This is a genomic window from Lentzea chajnantorensis, from assembly GCF_054300775.1.
Genome location: NZ_JBSDZT010000002.1, coordinates 4,960,762 through 4,979,077 on the forward strand (window position 1 = coordinate 4,960,762; position 18,316 = coordinate 4,979,077).

The 18,316-nt window shown below is 71.0% G+C and carries 15 protein-coding genes; 1 reads left to right on the plus strand and 14 read right to left on the minus strand.

Going from position 1 to position 18,316, the window contains the following annotated elements; translation table 11 throughout:
- Positions 1–6: 6 nt before the first annotated feature.
- The 13 genes from rph to ACVDFE_RS24650 all read right to left on the minus strand — a co-directional run bounded on the left by rph (position 7) and on the right by ACVDFE_RS24650 (position 14,421).
- Positions 7–2,589 (minus strand): rifamycin-inactivating phosphotransferase, encoded by a 2,583-nt coding sequence (rph, locus tag ACVDFE_RS24590; RefSeq protein WP_458432018.1) that lies wholly within the window; start codon positions 2,587–2,589, stop codon positions 7–9.
- Between the two features lie 125 nt (positions 2,590–2,714).
- Positions 2,715–4,340 carry a purine-cytosine permease family protein gene (locus tag ACVDFE_RS24595; protein ID WP_458432019.1) on the minus strand — a complete coding sequence of 542 codons (1,626 nt, stop codon included), beginning with the start codon at positions 4,338–4,340 and terminating at the stop codon, positions 2,715–2,717.
- Between the two features lie 74 nt (positions 4,341–4,414).
- Positions 4,415–4,996 (minus strand): hypothetical protein, encoded by a 582-nt coding sequence (locus ACVDFE_RS24600; RefSeq protein WP_360388663.1) that lies wholly within the window; start codon positions 4,994–4,996, stop codon positions 4,415–4,417.
- A 14-nt stretch (positions 4,997–5,010) separates the two neighbouring features.
- Positions 5,011–6,288, minus strand: a complete 1,278-nt coding sequence (locus tag ACVDFE_RS24605; RefSeq protein WP_458432020.1) for an aminotransferase-like domain-containing protein — start codon at positions 6,286–6,288, stop codon at positions 5,011–5,013.
- Between the two features lie 221 nt (positions 6,289–6,509).
- Positions 6,510–6,962: an SRPBCC domain-containing protein gene (locus ACVDFE_RS24610; protein WP_360388657.1), complete on the minus strand. Its 453-nt coding sequence runs from the start codon at positions 6,960–6,962 to the stop codon at positions 6,510–6,512.
- A complete protein-coding gene (locus tag ACVDFE_RS24615; RefSeq protein ID WP_458434390.1) occupies positions 6,959–7,738 on the minus strand; it encodes an SDR family oxidoreductase in 780 nt (259 codons plus the stop codon). Before ACVDFE_RS24615 ends, ACVDFE_RS24610 begins: the two co-directional genes overlap by 4 nt.
- Entirely contained in the window at positions 7,738–8,886 is a 1,149-nt protein-coding gene (locus ACVDFE_RS24620) for a sulfotransferase family protein (protein ID WP_458432021.1), read from the minus strand. The genes ACVDFE_RS24615 and ACVDFE_RS24620 overlap by 1 nt, the downstream gene beginning before the upstream one ends.
- The gene (locus ACVDFE_RS24625) at positions 8,883–9,941 is read right to left on the minus strand and encodes a DUF1214 domain-containing protein (protein WP_458432022.1); all 1,059 of its coding nucleotides are present in this window, start codon (positions 9,939–9,941) and stop codon (positions 8,883–8,885) included. The genes ACVDFE_RS24620 and ACVDFE_RS24625 overlap by 4 nt, the downstream gene beginning before the upstream one ends.
- Before the next feature lie 56 nt (positions 9,942–9,997).
- Positions 9,998–10,189 carry an adenylyl-sulfate kinase gene (locus ACVDFE_RS24630; RefSeq protein ID WP_458432023.1) on the minus strand — a complete coding sequence of 64 codons (192 nt, stop codon included), beginning with the start codon at positions 10,187–10,189 and terminating at the stop codon, positions 9,998–10,000.
- 59 nt (positions 10,190–10,248) lie between these two features.
- Positions 10,249–10,404, minus strand: a complete 156-nt coding sequence (locus tag ACVDFE_RS24635) for an adenylyl-sulfate kinase (protein WP_458432024.1) — start codon at positions 10,402–10,404, stop codon at positions 10,249–10,251.
- A gap of 15 nt (positions 10,405–10,419) precedes the next feature.
- A complete protein-coding gene (locus ACVDFE_RS24640; protein ID WP_458432025.1) occupies positions 10,420–11,736 on the minus strand; it encodes a carboxyl transferase domain-containing protein in 1,317 nt (438 codons plus the stop codon).
- Positions 11,720–13,135 (minus strand): acyl-CoA synthetase, encoded by a 1,416-nt coding sequence (locus tag ACVDFE_RS24645; RefSeq protein WP_458432026.1) that lies wholly within the window; start codon positions 13,133–13,135, stop codon positions 11,720–11,722. The genes ACVDFE_RS24640 and ACVDFE_RS24645 overlap by 17 nt, the downstream gene beginning before the upstream one ends.
- On the minus strand, positions 13,132–14,421 hold the full coding sequence (locus ACVDFE_RS24650) for an SLC13 family permease (protein WP_458432027.1): 1,290 nt from the start codon (positions 14,419–14,421) through the stop codon (positions 13,132–13,134). Before ACVDFE_RS24650 ends, ACVDFE_RS24645 begins: the two co-directional genes overlap by 4 nt.
- 145 nt (positions 14,422–14,566) lie before the next feature.
- Here ACVDFE_RS24650 and ACVDFE_RS24655 point away from each other — a divergent pair, with 145 nt between their 5' ends.
- Positions 14,567–15,268 carry a FadR/GntR family transcriptional regulator gene (locus ACVDFE_RS24655; RefSeq protein ID WP_458432028.1) on the plus strand — a complete coding sequence of 234 codons (702 nt, stop codon included), beginning with the start codon at positions 14,567–14,569 and terminating at the stop codon, positions 15,266–15,268.
- A 3-nt stretch (positions 15,269–15,271) separates the two neighbouring features.
- Here ACVDFE_RS24655 and ACVDFE_RS24660 read toward each other — a convergent pair whose 3' ends face one another.
- Positions 15,272–18,304 (minus strand): TIM-barrel domain-containing protein, encoded by a 3,033-nt coding sequence (locus ACVDFE_RS24660; RefSeq protein WP_458432029.1) that lies wholly within the window; start codon positions 18,302–18,304, stop codon positions 15,272–15,274.
- Between the last annotated feature and the right edge of the window lie 12 nt (positions 18,305–18,316).

An 18,316-nucleotide genomic window follows, 5' to 3' on the forward strand; every position in this document is an offset into this window, starting at 1 on the left:
CGGGGGTCAGTCGAGCAGCTCGACGTACCCGTCGGTCCCGTTCACCCGGATCCGCTGGCCGTCCCGGATCAGCCGGGTGGCGTTCTCCAGCCCCACCACGGCCGGCAGCCCGTACTCCCGTGCCACCACCGCGCCGTGCGTCATCAGCCCGCCGACCTCCGTCACCAGCCCGGCGATCGCCACGAACAGCGGTGACCAGCTGGGATCGGTGTGGGCGGTGACCAGGACGTCGCCCGGTTCGAGGTCGGCCTCCGCGAGGTCCAGCAGGACGCGCGCCCGCCCCTCGACCGTGCCGCCGGACACCGCCAGGCCGACCAGCGCGCCCGCGGGCAGGTCTGACCGCCGGTAGGTGCCGGTGACGGCCTCGCCGTCCGACGTCAGCACCCGCGGTGGCGTCAGCGCCTCGAACGAGCGGAACTCCTCGCGGCGCCTGTGGATCAGCGCGAGGTCGGCCTGCCCGGTCAGCACGACGTCGCGGAACTCCGGCAGCGTCAGGAAGAAGATGTCCTCTTCGGACTCCAGCACGCCGGTGAGGCGGCGGGCCTCCGCCAGCAACGCCTTCTTGTACACGAAGTACCGGCTCACCATGAAGTACTTCGGGTACTCCCGGTAGCCGATGAACGTCCGCACGCGGTCGATCATCCGCTTGGTCTCCGCGGCCTTGGCCTCGCCGTCCGGCAGCGCGCGCAACCGCTCCAGCAGCTCCTGCTCCTTCGCCCACGCCTCCTGGCGGCCCTGCTCGAAGCGCTGCTCACCGGCACCGGGCGCGAAGTTGCGGACGTTGGTCAGGATGATCGGCACCAGGGTGGACGGACGCTCGCTCCACCGCGGCCGGGTGATGTCGATCTCGGCGACGCAGCGCATGCCGTACCGGTCCAGGTACCCGTTCAACGCGGCGAGGGCCTCGGCGCCACCGGGCACCTCGGCCAGGCCGTCGAGCGAGTCGGGGCTCTTCTCCAGGAACGCCACGACCTCGGGGTGCGGGCGGATCGCGTCGGCCACGTCGAGCAAGGCCAGGCCCATCTCCGAGGTCACGTTGTGCGGCGCGGACAGGCTCAGGGCGTCGGCGGCGTTCGTCTCGCCCAGCCACTCGTGCAGGTGGCCGTTGAGCCACCAGCTCGCCTGCATGCCGGCCATGATCACCTGGGTGCTGCGCGCGTCGAACAGGACGCGGCGCAGCTCCTGGAAGTCCGCGAGGACGAAGTCGACCAGGTCCACACCGGACAGCGGCGCGATGTCGCGTTCCAGTGCGGCGACAGAGGCCTCGGCGGCGGCGATCAGCTCGGTGACGACCGCCGGGTCCGTCTCGATCGTGGCCGGGGTCGCGCCGGGGATCGGTGGCACCGGCGTGTCGTCCGGTGCGGGCAGGAAGCCTTCGCGGTCGACGACGGTCTGCAGCGCGTCACCCATCAGCGGGTCGGACTTGCCCGCCACGCCCAGGAACGCGGCACGGCTCGCCGGTGCGGTGACGATCGGCGTGACGTCGACGAACAACCGGCCGCCCGCGACGACCATCGGGCGCGGTGTCGTCAGCTGCCACACCGACAGGCCCAGCGGCTTCATGGCGTCGGTCATCATCTGCTGGTGGCCGACGGACACGAAGACGCGGTTGCCGTCGCCGTCGCCGCCGGGCACCGGGAACAGCGTGGTGATCGGGCGGCTCTGCACCACCTGGAACCCGTCGTCGGCCAGGCACCACTCGACGTCCTGCGGGCGGCCGAAGTGCGCCTCGATCCGCCGGCCGAGCCGCACGAGCTCCACGACCTGCGCGTCGGTCAGCGCCGGCAGCTCGCGCCGCGCCGGGTCCACCGGCTGCTCGCGGGTGCCGCCGGACGGCAGGGCCTCGACGGCCACGTCCTTGGCGGCGATCGACCGGCTGAGCACCTCGCCGTCGCGGACCCGGTAGACGTCGGTGTTGACCAGGCCGGAGACCAGCGCCTCACCGAGGCCGAAGGTGGCCTCCACGCACGCGACCTTGCGGTTCGAGGTCGTGGGGTCGGCGGTGAACAGCACGCCCGCCGCCCGCGGGAACACCATCCGCTGCACCACCACGGCCATGCGCACCCGGTGGTGGTCGAAACCGCCGCGCAGCCGGTACGTCACGGCCCGCTCGGTGAACAACGACGCCCAGCACCGGCTGATGTGCCGGACCACCTCCTCCGCACCCACCACGTTCAGGTAGGTGTCCTGCTGGCCCGCGAACGACGCCGTCGGCAGGTCCTCGGCCGTGGCGCTCGACCGCACGGCGTAGGCGTGCTCGGCGCCGAGCCGGGTGACCGCGCCGGTGATCGCCGCGGTCACCTCGTCCGGGACGGCGACGCCCTCCAGCACCCGTCGCACCTCGGCGCTGCCCCGGCGGATCTCCTCCCGGTCGTCCGGTGAGAGGCGGGCCAGCCGGTCCAGCAGGTCACCGACCGCCGCGTCCCGCACGACGCGTTCGAACGCCTCCGTCGTCACGCAGAAGCCGGCCGGCACGCGCACCCCGTCGATGCGCGTGAGGGCGCCGAGGTGCGCGCCCTTGCCGCCGACGACCGCGACCTGTGCCTGGTCGACCTCGTCGAGCCCGAGCACGAAACTGCTGTACGTCAACTTCGGTTCCCCCGTTTCGCCTGCGGGGCTCCAGCATCCTGCCGACGCCGGATTTCCGCAGGTCGTGACCTTCGACGGGAGAGTGTGCTGCACACGGGGGGTCTTGCGGCAAGACCCCCCGTGCGCTATACGTTGGTAGTGGCGGGCAGTACGTGTGCGCCCGTGCGGTCCGTGCTCAGGCACAGCGAGCAGACCTCACCGCCCTGCGCACTCGCGGTCATGTCCGGCCGTTCGTAGGACTCACCGCAGACCACGCAGTCGTACCTGCTGCCGCTCGGGTTGCCGTCCGCGTCCAGCAGCGGCTCCGCGATCCCGTCGTCGGTGCGGCGCAGGTAGAACCGGCCTCGCGTGAGCACCGCCATCAGCGGCGTCACCACGACCGGGACCACCACGGCCACGACCGGCGAGTACGGCTGGACCGCCGGCCCGAACAGTCCGAAGTAGACGCCGATCGACAGTCCCGAGGACGCCAGGAACGACACCACGCCCACCGGGTTGACCGCGTGGAGCATGCCGCGCCGGAACTCCGGCTGCTTCGGCGACAGCTTCAGCAGGTACTTGTTGACCGCGATGTCGGTGGCGACGGTGACGACCCACGCCATGGCGCAGTTGGAGTAGAAGCTCAGGATCTTGTTGAGGAAGCTGAACATGTCCGCTTCCATCAGCACCAGCGCGATCGCCAGGTTCACGCACACGAACACCAGCCGCCCCGGATACCGCTTGGTGACGCGCGTGAACGAGTTCGTCCACGCCAGCGACCCCGAGTAGGCGTTCGTGACGTTGATCTTCACCTGGCTGAGCACCACGAGCACCAGCGCCAGCGGCACCACCAGCCACGTCGGCATGAACTGCTTGAACACGCCGGTGAACTGCTCGATCGGCTCGACGGCCGCCACGGCGCCGACCGCGTCCAGCACGTAGACCGCCATGAACACGCCGATGGCCTGCTTGAGCGCGCCGAAGACCACCCAGCCCGGTCCGGCGAGCACCACCGACGTCCACCACACCCGCTTGTTCGCCGCGGTGCGCGGCGGCATGAACCGCAGGTAGTCGATCTGCTCACCGATCTGGCCCATCAACGACAGGCAGACACCGGCCCCCAGCACCACCGCGGCGGTGCCGACCCCGTTGCCGCCGCCGTCGTAGGAGAGGAACCGCCGCACCGACTCCGGCTCGGTGACGACCAGGAACAGCAGCGGCGCCACCATCAGCAGCAGCCACAGCGGGTTCGTCCAGCTCTGCAGCTTCGCCAGCACCTTCATCCCGTAGACCACCAACGGGATGATCACCAGCGTCGACAGCAGGTAGCCCAGCCACAGCGGCAGCCCGAGCGCGTACCGCAGGCCCTGCGCCATGATCGAGCCTTCGAGCGCGAAGAAGATGAACGTGAAGCTCGCGAAGATCACGCTCGTGAGCACGGACCCGTAGTAGCCGAACCCGGACCCGCGCGTGATCAGGTCGAGGTCGATGTTGTACCGCGCGGCGTAGTACGCCAGCGGGAAGCCGGTCACGAAGATCACGAGTGCGGCGAACCCGATGGCCAGCAACGCGTTGCCGGTGCCGTGGGTCAGCCCGATGCCCGCGCCGATCGAGAAGTCCGCCATGTAGGCGATGCCACCCAGCGCCGACGCACCCACCACCCCTGGCGTCCAGCGGCGGTAGGTGCGCGGCGCGAACCGCAGGGTGTAGTCCTCCAGGGTTTCCCCCGAGGTACCGGAAGTCTGGCTGCGCTCCACCACGTCAGCTGTCACGACCGGCAACGCTAGGAAGCCCGCGTTTCGCCCAGGGGAGAGCTTTGTGACCGCCGTGTTACCCGCTTGGCCGACTACGACGGGAGGACATGTCCGACGTCACCCGCACCCAGGGGCTCGCGCGGCTGTGCGAGCCCGGTCAGCAGGTGGGCTCCGCGGGCCAGGCGTCCTGCCGAGTACTGCTCGCGCAGCTCCTGTTCGACGTCCGGGCGTTCGAACTCGGGAGCGAGCACCACGGAGTGGTTGAACCGGGCGTCTCCGGAGATCTCCAAGGCGTCGACGTCGTGCAGGCAGACCGCTTGGTGCCGCCAGAACGCGGGAATGAAGATCATGTCCCCTGGTCCCGACACCAGTGCCACCTCCCACGTGCTCTCGTCCGGTGCGGCGAGCAGGGTCACGGCCGTTCCGGAGCGCATGACGACGATGCGGTCGTCCTCGTGGTAGTGGGGGATCACCTGCCGATCGGGCGTCAGGGCCACGCTGTAGGCGGAGAGGTCGGAAGCCCCGCACAACCCGTCGGTCGCGACGGCGCGGAAGAACTGCTTCTGCGGGCCCTCGACCACCGCACCCCGCTGGTTTCCCGCCAGGCTGATCTGCCAGGTGGCAGTGGCCGACCGGGTGGTCGACGACGGCCGGACCTCGTTCAACTGAGTCATTGTGGAGCTCCCGGTCAGGAGGTGGGGAAAACGCTGGGCGAACAGTTCTCGACGTGCTGCGAGATGAAGCCGGCCAATCTGACTAGTCCGGTGCGCAACGCCTCAGGCGTGACCGAGCTGATCGAGATGCGCAGCTGGCGACGCGGTCTTCCGTCGCCGTAGAACCGGTGGATCGGGACCCACAGAACTCCGTGCTCCGCAGCGCACTTTTCCGAGAACTCGTCCGTGGTTTCGAACGGGACGTTCACCACGATGAAGAACCCACCGCGCGGCGCGGACCAGGTGACCTCCGGTTCGGAGCCCTCCGGGAACAGTTCGGCCAGGGTGTCCAGTGCGACGGTGAGATTGCGGTGGTAGTGCCGGGCCACGGCGAGATTGGCTTCGCGCAGGCTGAAATCGTGGTGGAGGAGCTTTCCTCCGATGACCGCTTGTGCGATCGGCGAGGTGTTCAGCGTGACCATGTTCTTGATCCGGGCGAGCTCGTCCGACAACGTCTCGCCGGGGGCGCCGCCGGTGACCGGCTGGTCGGCCACCACGTACCCCACCCTGGCGCCGGGAACACCGGTCTTGGCGAACGAACCGCAGTAGACGACCTGCTTGTCCCGGTCCATCGACTTGATCGTGCGCGGGTGCGCGCGATCGGTGGACAGCAGCCCGTACGCGTTGTCCTCCACCACCAGCAACCCGAGCCGGCCTGCGAGCTCGAGCAGTCGCTGCCTGGTGTGCACGGGCATGGTCGTACCGGTGGGGTTCGCGAAGTCCGGCACGACGTAGACGGCACGGGGCCGGAGACCGGCCGCGACCGCCTCGGCGGCCACGTCCGCCAGGTCGTCCAGGTCGATCCCGTCCGCGCTGTCCTTCACCGGCAGCACCTTCAGATCGGCGAGCTCTGCCGCGCCGGTGAAGCCGAAATAGGTGGGGTGGACCGCGAGAACCGCGTCCCTGTCGGTGCGGCGCACTGCCCGCATCACCAAGAACAGCGCCTCTTGGCCGCCCACCGTCACAACAATGGAATCCGCGTCCGCGGTGATCTGTTCGTCGACCTCGAGGTGCCGGGCCACGAGGTCGTTGATCACACCTTTGACGCGGCCGTATTGAAGAATCGTCCTGGTCGCGTCGCGCTCGTCCCCGCCGTAGCTGTCCGCGAGGTGTCGGTGGAAGAGTTCCAGATGACTTCGCACGGTGTTCAGGTCGAAGTCGCTCTCGTCCGGTGTGCCGGAAGCGAGCGAGATGACATCACCCGATTTTCCCGACGTGACCCGGCGAAGAGCGGTCGCGTCGACGAATGGCATGCTCTGCGTTTCATGGAGGTCACTCAAAGCGACCGTGAAGGGTCCCACCCGCATCGCCCCGAATCAACTGGCAAATGAGCATGCGGAGGGTATGGCGGATGTCCATTGGCAAGCAATGAGACGCCGTCCGACAATGACCGCCTGGGCGCCGCCTCGACCCTTTCGAACATGCGGTTCCGAGCGTTGGGACGTCTTCTTGCCCGCAGGGCCGGTGGACCGGGTCAGCCCGTGACCAATGCGGCCACCCGGTCGCGCAACGCGTGCGCCACGGCGTCGAAACCCTGCTTCACGTAGGCACCCTGAGCGGCCACCACGGCGTCGGCGTACTTGCCGTTGAAGGTCTCACAGGTGTGGTAGCTGCACCGGGCAGGGCCCAGCGGCGTGATCCACTGGTCCCGCACCCCGAGCAGCCCCGGGAACGTGTCCCCGGTGTCGTAGCGCAACAACCTCGGTGGGACGACGGAACGCACGAACTCCCGGCTCACGAACGTGCCCGGCGAGCCGTCCGGCCGCGGCAGGGTGAGGTCGATCGGCGAGTCCACCTCCAGCGTCGTGGCCACGCTCAGCGTGTACGGGTTCCACTGCGGGTAGCCGGCGTAGTCGACCAGCACCTGCCAGACGAACTCGGCGGGTGCGCCGATCTCCACGACGACGGACTCGATCAGGTGGGTCATGCCGGCATGTACTCCCCGCCGTTGACGTCGAGCGTCGCACCGGTGACCTCGGAGGCCAAGCGGGACAACAGGAACAGCACCGCACCCGCGCACGCCTCGTCGGTGGGGATGCGGCCCAGCGGGTTGCGGGCGGCGATCTCGTCGTAGACGTCCTGCTCGCTCACGCCGCGTGCATCGGCGGTGAACTTCAGGTAGAACCGCACGCCGGGGCCGTCCAGCCAGCCCATGACGGCCTGGTTGGCGCGGATGCCGTGCTCGCCGAGCTCCAGCGCCAGGAACTGGGTCGCGGTGGCCATCGCGGCCTTCGCGATCGCGTAGCCGCCTTCGCCGCGCATCGGCTTGCGGGTGGTCATCGTGCCGATGTTCACGATCGAGCCGCGTCCCGCGGCCTTCATGTGCGGCACGACCTCGCGGGTCACGTTCAGCGCGCCGTGCAGGATGATGTCCATCGACCGCCGGACCGCCTTCTCCGGCGTGTCCAGCAGGTCGGCGAAACCGGGGTGGCCGAACGCCGAGTTGACCAGGCCGGTGATCGTGCCGAACCGGTCGACGGCGGTCTCGACCAGCCGCGCCACCTGGTCGGGCCTGCGGACGTCGCAGGACACCCCGACGGCCTCGCCGCCGGCAGCCGCCACGTCCTCGGCCACCCGGTCCATCACGCCGGTGGAGCGGGCGGCCATCACGACCTTGGCGCCCTCGGCGGCGGCGCGGAGTGCGAGCTTCGAGCCGAGGCCCGGTCCGACGCCGGTGATCACGACCACCTCGTCCTGGAGCATCACGGGTAGACCTCCGTGTAGAAGGCGAAGTCCCGTTCGAGGCGGTCCTCGGTCAGGCCGAAGTCCTCCGGGGCGTAGGAGTGCGCGCCGTGCCGTTCGGCGCGGTTCTGCCGCAGGTAGGCGGCGAACGCCTGGTCGTCGGCCGGGCCCGCGGGCAGGCCGAGCTCGCCGAGCACGACGTGGGCGACGACGAGCGGTTTGGCCACGGTGTCGGCGAACCGGACGTCCACGAACCGCTCGGGGCGGGCCTGCCGGGCCGCGGCGAAACCCCGCAGCGTCTGCGCGAACCGGCCGGACCAGTACGGGCCGATCCACAGCGGGTCGACGTTCTCGCTGTACTGCGACGACATCGTGCGCACCATCGAGGCGTACGACGGCACGGCCCGCGCGGGTGAGCGGTGGGTCATCACGACCTTGCAGCCGGGGAAGGTGTCCAGCACGGTGTCGACCGCGGTGAGGTGGTGCGGCGACTTGAGCACCCACGGCCGGGTGCGCCCCTCCTGCTGCCACTGCAACACCTGCAGCCACTCGCGCAGCTCGCGGTAGGCCGGCGTCTGGTCGGCGGCGCGCAGCCAGTCGCCGTAGGACGGCACCCGGTAGAACGAGTCGAAGCTCATGGACACGAACGTCCGGTCCAGCAGCAGCACGTCCTCCTCCGGCCCGTCCCACACGACCGTGTGCAGGTCGCCGAAGTCGGGGGAGAGCTGGGCGAAGGCCCGCATGCGTTCCTGGGCACGGCGTTTGCGCTCGGCGGCATCGGGCCCCTCCCCGGGGAACGGCACCGGGTAGGCGACCTCCCACGACAGCGTCGAGGTGAGCTGCGGCGACGCGGCCAGCAACCGGTGCAGCAGCGTGGAACCGGTGCGCGGCAGGCCGCAGATCTCCGCGGCGACCCGCACCTCGACGTCGAGGACCTCGGGGTGCTCGCGCTGCAGGGCGCGCAGCCGCAGCCGGTCGGCCAGCAGCGCGGTGAGCCGGTGCCGGGTGAGCCGCACCCCCGGCGGTGACAGGGAGGCCTCCGCGTTGAGGCTCGCGACGAGCACGCCGAGCGGTTCGCGGAACCAGTCGTCGCCGAAGTCGTCCAGGCCGGTCTTGGCAGCGGCCCCGGTCAGCAGCTCGTCGACGTCGAGCGCGGTGGTGACCGTCATCGGAGCTCCTCCAGGGCGACGACACGGCACTTCGGGATCGGGTGTTCGGTGGCGCCGAGCCAGCGCAGCAGCGCGGTGCCGGAGGTGTGACCGCAGGTGTCGATCCAGTTGCCCACGCCGGGATCGCGCTCGGCCACCACGATCGTGAGGCGGCCGGTGCGGTCGAGCACGGCCGTGTGCTTGTTGACGGTGATCTTGCGGCGGTGGTCGAGCGACTCCATCCACCAGTTGCCCAGCTGGAAGTTCCAGTACGGGCAGTCAGGCACGTCGGTCTCGACCACCCAGGCCTCGCCGGGCCGCAGCGTCCAGTAGCCGTGCAGGTAGACGATCTCCGGGTCGCCGCCCGCGCGCTGGAACACCTCCTGGCCGAAGTCGGGCAGCTCGTTGGGGCGGGCCATGAACGTCCGGGTCCAGTGCGCGAACGTGGCCGCGGTGCCGTGCACCGACAGGGCCGCCCGGTGCAGGGCCTTGGCGAGGAACTCGGGCGTCAGCGGGGCCGGCTCGGCAGGCCCGCCGACCTGTTCCACGTGCCACTGACCGGGCACCTCGGTCGTGCGGTCGAGGTAGGTCTGCCGGACCACGAGACCGGTCGAGTCGGGGGCCAGCGGCAGCCAGTTCGGCCCCTGCTCCTGTGCGCTCGCGATGATCTCGACGGTGCCGTCCGGCGCGGTCACGAGGTCGGCACCGGACAGCTCACCGGTGGAGGCCATCGTGCCGTCCTTGGCGTAGCGGTTGGCCTTCGAGCCGATGCTGAAGTAAGCGATGCTGCCGCGCGTCCCGGTGATGCGGTAGGTGCGGTCGCCCCGGATGTTCGCGGACAGGTAGACGTTGTCCGGGTTGTCGGCGCCGATCTTCACCAGGTCGAGCTCGTGGAACCGCGGGAAGTCGGGGTCGGCGTTGTCCAGGCAGGAGTACAGCATCTCGCGGGTCAGCCGGGCGAGGTAGCGGTAGCCCTCCGCGCGGTCGAGCGGGGTGTCCGGCGCCTGCTCCGACAGCACCACCCGGCCTGCCTCCTCCAGCGCCCGGCAGAACCTCGACCACGCCTGATCCGGCACACCGACCTCCCGATTAGAACGTGTTCTAGTTGAAGATACCCGATTCTGGACAACGTTCAACAGACGCCGAGCGCACGCAGTCCCGCCAGCATCCCGTCCACGGCGGCCTTCGGCGTCAGCACCGCGGTGTCGATCCGGACCTCCGGTCGTTCCGGTTCCTCGTAAGGGGAGTCGATGCCGGTGAAGTTCGGCAGCTCACCGCGTCGGGCCTTGCGGTACAGGCCCTTCGGGTCGCGCTGCTCCGCCACCGCCGGCGGGGTGTCGACGAAGACTTCATAGAACTCGTTCTTGCCGACGAGGTCCCGTGTCAGCGCGCGCGTTCGGTGCGGAACGGCGAGATGAACCAGACCGGCACGATCAGGCCCGCGTCGACCATCAGCGCGGCGACCTCGGCGATCCGCCGGACGTTCTCCGCCCGGTCGGCGGCGCTGAACCCGAGGGCGGAGCTGAGCCCGTGCCGCACGTTGTCGCCGGTGAGTCAGGAGCGGTCCGCGATCCCCCGCGCGATCTTCAGCTCCACCAGGTCCTGCGGCCGCAACCGCAGCTGGTCCGCCGTCTCCCGCGCCTGGTCCCGGTCACGCTTCAGGATCGCCGCCGCCAGCTCCGGCGAGATCACGGCGAGGTAGCTGTCCGGCGTCACCCACGTCCGGTCCGGTGCCGCGAACGCCAGCGCACCGCCCGATCCGCCCTCGCCGATCAGCAGCGTCGTGACCGGGGCGGACGCCGACGCCACTGCCGTGAACATGTCCGCTATCGCCGGCCCGGCCCCGGCCTCCTCCGCGGCCAGGTCGTTGGCCGCGCCCGGTGTGTCCACCAGCGTCAGCACCGGGATCGCGAGCCGGTCGGCCAGCCGCACCAGCCGTGCCGCCGTGCGGAAGCCCGCGGGACGGGTGGCCGTGCCGCACTGGGCCGCGAACGCGACGGCAGCGCCCTCGCGGAACCCGAAGCCGCACAGCACACCCGGATCGACGCCACCGCAGCGGTCGCCGCTGATCGGTTCGTACCAGTCGAAGTACGCCGCGAGGTACTCGGCGGCACGGGGACGGTCCGGCGCGCGGGCGTTCTCCACCGCCTCCCATCCGGTCCGCGGCAGCGTCGCCGAACCCAACGCCGGCGGCACCGCGGCGGGAACGGGCGACGGGGTGGTCAGCAGGCGCAGCCACCGCTCCAGGCGCGGCCGGAGCTCGCCCGGCGGCACCAGCTGGTCGACCGAACCCGCTGCGAACTGCTGGGCCACCGCGTAACCCGGAGGCCGCACCCGCGAGCCCGCGAACCCCACCTGCGCGTCCTCCAGGCCCAGCACGACGTCCGCGCCCGCGCCGAGCGTCGCCCAGCCACCGCCGGTCGACGGGTCGCGCAGGACCGAGAGGTGCGGCAGGCCAGCGGCGCGGGTGAGGACGAGCTGGCGCGCGATGCGGTGCAGCTGGGTGAGCGCGACGGTGCCCTCCTGCATGCGGCTGCCGCCGGTGGCAACCAGGGACACGACCGGCAGGCCCGACGAGCGGGCGTGGGAGAACGCCTGCTCGATGCGCGTGCCGGTATGGGTGCCCAGCGAGCCGCCGAGGAAGCCGAACTCGAACGCCACGACCACCGCGCGGACGGCACCGATCGACGCGACGCCGCACACGACGGACTCCCGTTCGCCGGTGCGGTCCGCGGCGGCGGTCAGCGAGGAGCCGTAGCCGGGCCACCCCAGCGGACCGTCCGACACCCCGGGCAGGTCGCCGGGCAGCTCGGTGAACGACGTGGTGAGCGCCGCGATCAGCGCCCTGGCCGGTTCACGGCCGGAGGGCACGCTTCATCACCTTGCCCATGTCGTTGCGCGGCAACGACTCCACGAACCGCACCCGCCGCGGGCGCTTGTGCGGGGTGAGCAGCCGGGCGACGTGGTCGGCCAGCTCGCGTTCGGACGGCGCGGCACCGGCCGGCACGACCCAGGCGACGATCCGCTCGCCCAGGTCGTCGTCGGGCTCGCCGGTCACCGCCACCTCCTTCACCGCCGGGTGTTCGAGCAGCGCGTTCTCGATCTCGCCGGCGCCGATCTTGTAGCCGCCGCTCTTGATGATGTCCGTGGCCTTGCGGCCGACGATCCGGTAGTAGCCGTCCGGGTCGCGGGTGCCGACGTCACCGGTGCGGAACCAGCCGTCCGCGAACGCCTCCGCCGTCGCGTCCGGGCGGTTGAGGTACTCGGTGAACAGGTTCGGGCCGCGCACCTGGATCTCGCCGATGGCACCGGTCTCGTCCAGCACGGCACCGCCGTCGTCGACCAGCCGGACCTCCACACCGGCCAGCGGCAGGCCGACCGCGCCGGGTTTGCGGTCGCCGTCGGCGCGGACGCTGGTGTTCATCAGCGTCTCGGTCATCCCGTAGCGCTCCACGACCCGCTGCCCGGTCGCCGCCGCGATGCGTTCGTGGTCGCGCACCGGCAACGCCGCCGAACCCGACACCAGCACCCGCGCACCCCGCAGCGCCGCCGCCAGCGCCGGGTTGTCACCGACCTCCTCGGCGATGCGGTGGTACATGGTCGGCACGCCGAACATCATCGTGCCGTCACCGGACAACGCCTCGGTGAGCGCGGCGGTCGAGAACTTGCCCAGGTGCACGAGGGTCCCGCCGCGCCGCAGCGGCCCGAGCACGCCGAGGATCAGGCCGTGCACGTGGAACAACGGCAACGCGTGCACCAGCACGTCGTCCCCCGTCCACTGCCACGCGTCGGCCACCGCGTCCAACGTGGACGTGATGGCGCGGCGGGGCAGCACCACGCCCTTGGGGGACCCGGTCGTGCCCGAGGTGTAGACGATCAGCGCGGGCGCCTCGTCACCTGGCTCGGCGAACGTCTCGGCGGAAGCACCGCCGAGGGTCACGTCGAGCCGCGGCACCGACCGCAGGCCCGGCGGCAGCTCGACACCCGGCGCCGCGAGCACCGCGGCCGGTGCGCTGTCCGAGACGATGTGCGCCAGCTCCCGTTCGCCGACCTTCGGGTTGAGCGGCACGGCGGGCACCCCGGCGAGCAGCGCCGCGACGACGGCCACGCACGTCTCGATCGTCGAGGTGGCCCACACCGCCACCCGCGGCAGGCCGGTGAGCCGCTGTGCCAGGGCGCCCGCGCAGGACGCGAGCTCGGCGTGGGTCAGGGCTTGGTCGCCGAAGCGGAGGGCGACGCGGTTCGAGGGCGACGAGAACAAGGCACTCACCAGATTCCGGGGACGACGAGGGCGAGCCAGACCAGCGGCGGCGCCGCCGCGACCATGATCCCGCCGTAGACCATGAGCTGCTTGAAGAACTTGTCGCGGTCCACGTCCTGCGCGCCGGCGAGCACCAGCGCGCCGTTGGTGGAGAACGGGCTGACGTCGACCACGGTCGCCGACACCGCGAGTGCCGCGATCAGCCCGACCGCGCTGACCTCGCCCTGGAGCAGGAACGGCACGGCGAGCGGGATGAGCGCGCCCATGATGCCGACCGACGAGGCGAACGCCGACACGATCGCGCCGATGTAGCAGATCAGCAGCGCGGCGACCAGCGGTGCGCCGACACCGGCCACCGAGTCGCCGGCCCACTTGATCGTGCCCATCGTCTGCAGCACGGCGACGTAGGTGAGGATGCCGCAGATCAGCAGCACGGTCGGCCAGGTGATCTGGTTGATCGCCTGTTTGCTCTGCTCCGGCCACACCACGCTCAGCAGCACCGCCACGGTGATCGCGGCCAGGCCGACGTCGAGGTCGAACACCAGCGCGGCCACGACGAGCGCGACCAGGCCGGCGAGGGTGGCGATCCGCGGCGCGGTGAGGGTGGTCCGCTCCTCGGTCCCACCGCTGTCGCCGGGGACGTCGCCACCACTGCCGGTCCGCACCAGCGCGGGTGTCTCCAGCGGCTGGCGGGCGAGCTTCAGGCCGCCGCACACCACGAACACCACGGCCGCGATGAGCAGGTTCACCACGAGACTGGCCAGGAACAGCACGACCTCGTTGCCCGGCAGGCCTTCCTTGGCCACGATGCCGTTGACGATCGTGCCGTAGATGCTGATGGGGGAGAAGCCACCGGCCTGCGCGCCGTGCACGACCATCACGCCCATGAGCAGCGGGTTGATCCGGTACTTGGCCGCGAAGCCCATGGCGATCGGCGCGATGATCGCCACCGCCGCCGGGCTCACGGCACCGATCGCCGTCAGCACGCCGGTGATCGCGAACATCACCCACGGCATCAGCGCGATCCGCCCGCCGACCACCCGGATCGCCTGGTGCACCAGCCAGTCCGTGGTGCCGTTGGCGCGCGCGATGGCGAACAGGAACGTCACGCCCACCAGCACGACGAACAGGGAACCGGGGAAGCCCTTGAAGATGTCGTCGGCCTTCATGCCGGCGACCAGCGTGCCGACCCCGAAGGCCGCGGCGAACGCGAGCGCGCCCATGTTGACCGACCGGGTCGTGGCGATCACGAACACCACGACCAGCACGAGGATCGAGATCAGTTCGGCGGACATGCGGGGCTCCCGTCGTCGGTGCTGTCCGAGCTGGGCCGGTGGTCCGGGTCAGTGGCCGAGTGGCTCAGCCACTTTCCGCCCGCGGTCCACCGGCTGTCAAGAGGTGGCCTAGTGGCTGAGCCACTTGACCGGTTACCCTGGGCAGATGTCCGAGGCGCTGCGGCCGGTGGTGAAGTCCCGCCTGTACGAGCAGGTGCTCGAACGCCTGCGCGCCCACGTCGCCGAGGCGGGTCTGAAGGCGGGGGACAGGCTGCCGCCCGAACGCGACCTCGCCGCCGGCCTCGGGGTGAGCCGCGCGTCGGTCAAGCAGGCGATCGTGGTGCTGGAGGTACAGGGTCTGGTCGAGGCCCGCCACGGCGGCGGCACCTACCTCGTGCGCGACACCCTCGACGTGGAGCCGGTCGAGCAGCTCGTCGAACGCCGCAAGCGCCTCCCGGACGTGCTGGAGGCCCGCGAGGCCATGGAGACCAAGCTGGCCGAGCTCGCCGCCGAACGCCGCACCGCCGCCGAGCTGGAGGACATCCGGCTGGCACTGGACTTCATGCGCGACGAGATCGCGGACGGCGGGGCCGGCGTGGAGGGCGACCGCCGGTTCCACGCCGCCGTCACCGCCGCGGCGCACAGCGCGCTGCTGGCCGAGTTCATGCGGACCATCGCCACGCAGATCACCGAGAGCCGCACCGAGTCGCTGCGCCAGCCCGGCCGCCCGTCGCGGTCGCTGGCCCAGCACACCGCGATCTACGAGGCCATCGCCGCCGGTGAACCGAAGAAGGCGGCGATGGCCATGCGCAGGCACGTGCGGACGGTCGCGAAGGTCAGGCTCCTGGACTGGGTCCCGGAGGACTGACCGTCAGCGGAGGTCGACCACCACCCGCCGGTGCGCCGACTTCGCCATCGCCTGTACGGTGCGCGTGGTGCCGTCGGCCCTGTGCACGACGACGGTCCAGTCCCGCTGGGACACCTTGCCGGGGAACCAGCCGCGCGCCGGGTCGATCGTCACCTTCCCGTCCTCGTGCTTGATGCGCGTGCGCGCGGACAGCTTGCGGTCGTCGTCCTCGTAGAGCGAGAACTCACCGCGAGCGCCTTCCGTGACGTGCACGGTCAGCGCGTCGGCCTTGTTCTGCACGTGGTTGGCGACGTTCCCGGTGCGCTCCACCAGCAGGCCGCCCGAGCGCAGGAACACCGGCATGGTGTCGAGGCCCGCGCTCACCGTCGCCCAGGTGTTGCCCTGGTACACCCGGCCGGTGAAGTAGTCGGTCCACTGGCCCGGCGGGAACCACACCCGCGTCTCGCCGACCTCACCCGGGGTGGTGATCGGTGCGACCAGCAGGTCGGACCCCAGCAGGAACTGCGTGTCCACGGTGGAGTACGCCTCCGGGCTGCTCGGGTACTCCAGGTACGCGGGACGCACCATCGGCACACCGGTCCGGTTGGCCTGCTCCGCCAGCGTGTAGAGGTAGGGCACGAGCCGTTCGCGCAGGTTCAGGAACTTCGTCGCCGAGGCCTGCGCCGCCGGCCCGTACTGCCACGGCAACCGGTCGCCGTGGTTGCTGTGCAGGCGCGTGATCGGCTGGAACGCGCCCAGCTGCACCCACCGCGCGTACAGGTCGTCCGGCAGCTTGGTGGTGTGGCGGAGCTGGCCGTTGTCGAGGTAGGTCTCCGAGCCGCGCAGCCCGGTGGTGTCGTTGTGACCGCCGATGTCGTGGCTGATGTTCGACATGCCGGTCGCCACGCCCTCCGCTGAGGTGAGGCCGATGGTGCCCTTCATCGCACCCCACGTCGACGAGGTGTCGCCGGTGAAGTGCAGGGTGTGCCGCTTCTCCGCCCACGGACCGGTCGGCAGCGGGCCGGACCCGCTGTAGCCGCCCGCCTGCAGCGAGCCGTAGCCGCGGGAGAACGCGAACCCGCGGTCCAGGGTGGACAGCTTCGCGTACTCCTCGTTGATCAACGTGTCCGGCGTGACGCCGCGTGCCGACGAGCCGGAGCCGTCGCAGCACCAGTCGAGCCACCAGAAGTCCGTCTTCATCGGCCGGTGCAGGTCCAGGTACGCGCGCAGCTGGTCGGGGTCCGCCCAGTCGAACGCGTAGCTGTCGACACCGCCGCGGCTGCCGTTCTTCGCCAGCTTGCCCTTCGCGGTGGCCTGGGCCTGCGCGAAGTCGGGGTCGTCGGCCTGGATGCTCGGGTGGATGTTCAGCGTGCTGTGCAGGCCCTGCCCGTGCACCCAGTCCTGGAAGTCGGCCGGGAACTTCGCCGGGTCGACCCGCCAGCCGTTCCACGCGTTGTGCGCCTTGAAGTCCGTGTCGATCACGAGGACGTCCAGCGGCACGCCGTTCGCGCGGAACGCGGGCACGATCCGGTCGCGGAAGTCGGCCGCGGTCCGGTCGATGTACTCCGAGTACCAGACGCCGTAGGCCCAGCTCGGCAGCAGCTTCGGGCCACCGGTCAGCGTCGCCAGGTCACCCAGCGCCGCCTTGTAGTCCTGGCCGTAACCGAAGACGTACCCGTCCTGGTAGGGCTGTGCGCCCCGGTCCGGCCGCACGGCCCTGGTGGCGAGAGCGGAGGTCGTGTCGTCGAGCAGGTACCAGCCGTCGCGGTGCAGCAGACCGGCGTACAGCCTCGGCGGGCCGTCGTTGCCGGAGTAGCCGTCGAGCGAACGCCGGTAGCCGCCGAGCTGGAGGTGCTGCGACGTCGAGGCGATCCCGATGGTGTCGAGGTTGACGTGGCAGCCGGTCGCCGGGCACGTGACGGCGAGCTCCGAGCTGCCCGCCGGCAACGGCACCTGCGCCGTCACCGTGCCCCAGGTCGCCCAGTTCGCCGTGGCCGGCAACGAGACCGCCGTGCCGTTGACGAACACCGTGCGCGCCTCGTGCTTGCCGTCGCCGCCGACGCCGTTGGCGTAGCGCAGCTGGACCGCGTGGGTGCCCGCCGCCGGGACCCCGCCGACCCGCTGCCTCACGCTCCTGCCGCCGACCAGCTCGGCGACGAACCCGGTGCCCGCGTACCCGGCGTGCTCGTCCGCGATGTCGGCGTCGGTCACGCCGTTCTCGGCCTCGCAGGTGGTGCCGAACCGGCACTCGTCGGTCGCCCGCTGCGTCGGGAACGCCTGGCCGGCCGTGAGGAGCGCGAGGCTGTCAACGTTGACATTGCCGGAGTCGGCCGCTCCTCGCGTCAGTGCGACGCGGTGCTCGCCGGCGGTGAGGTCGACCTCGGTCTCGGCCAGCTGCCAGTCCCGCCAGTCCGCGGTCCTGGGCAGCGTGACCTGCTTCGGCGCCTTGCCGTCGACGCCGATCCCGAGCGTGCGGCTCTCGTGCCTGCCGTCACCGCCCTGCCCGTTGGCGTAGCGCACGACGATCCGGTGCTTGCCCGCCGCGGTGGCGCGGACGGTCGCCGTGACGCCGTTGTTGAGGTACTGGAACCCGGCTGCGAACCCGCTGCCGGTGTGACCGGGGTGGTCGGCCGCGATCAGCAGGCCCTCGCGCTGCTGGTCCTCGACCTCGCAGAGCTGCCCGGTCGCGCACACGACCCGCCGCCACGGGGACGCGGTCGTGCTCGCCGTCTTGACCTCCAGGTTGTCCGCGCGGAACGGCCCGGAGTCGACGCGGTAGCGCAGCGTCATCGCCGAGGTGGTGATGACCAGCCAGCCGTTCTCGGTGCGCGAGCGGTAGGCAGTGCGGGGGAAGCCGGCGCGGTTTACAACGTTGTAAGTGGCCGCGTTCTCGAAGCGGCGGTCACCGGCGTACTCGGTGCGCACCAGGGTGGGGGAGAGGACCTGGAACCTGGCCTGCCCGGACACGACCGTGTCCGTCGGCTGTGCGGTCGCCGGAATCGGCAGGACCAGGCCCAGTAGTGCCAGCAGAGGTAGTGCTGTCGTGCGTTTCCGCATCGGGTCTCCTCG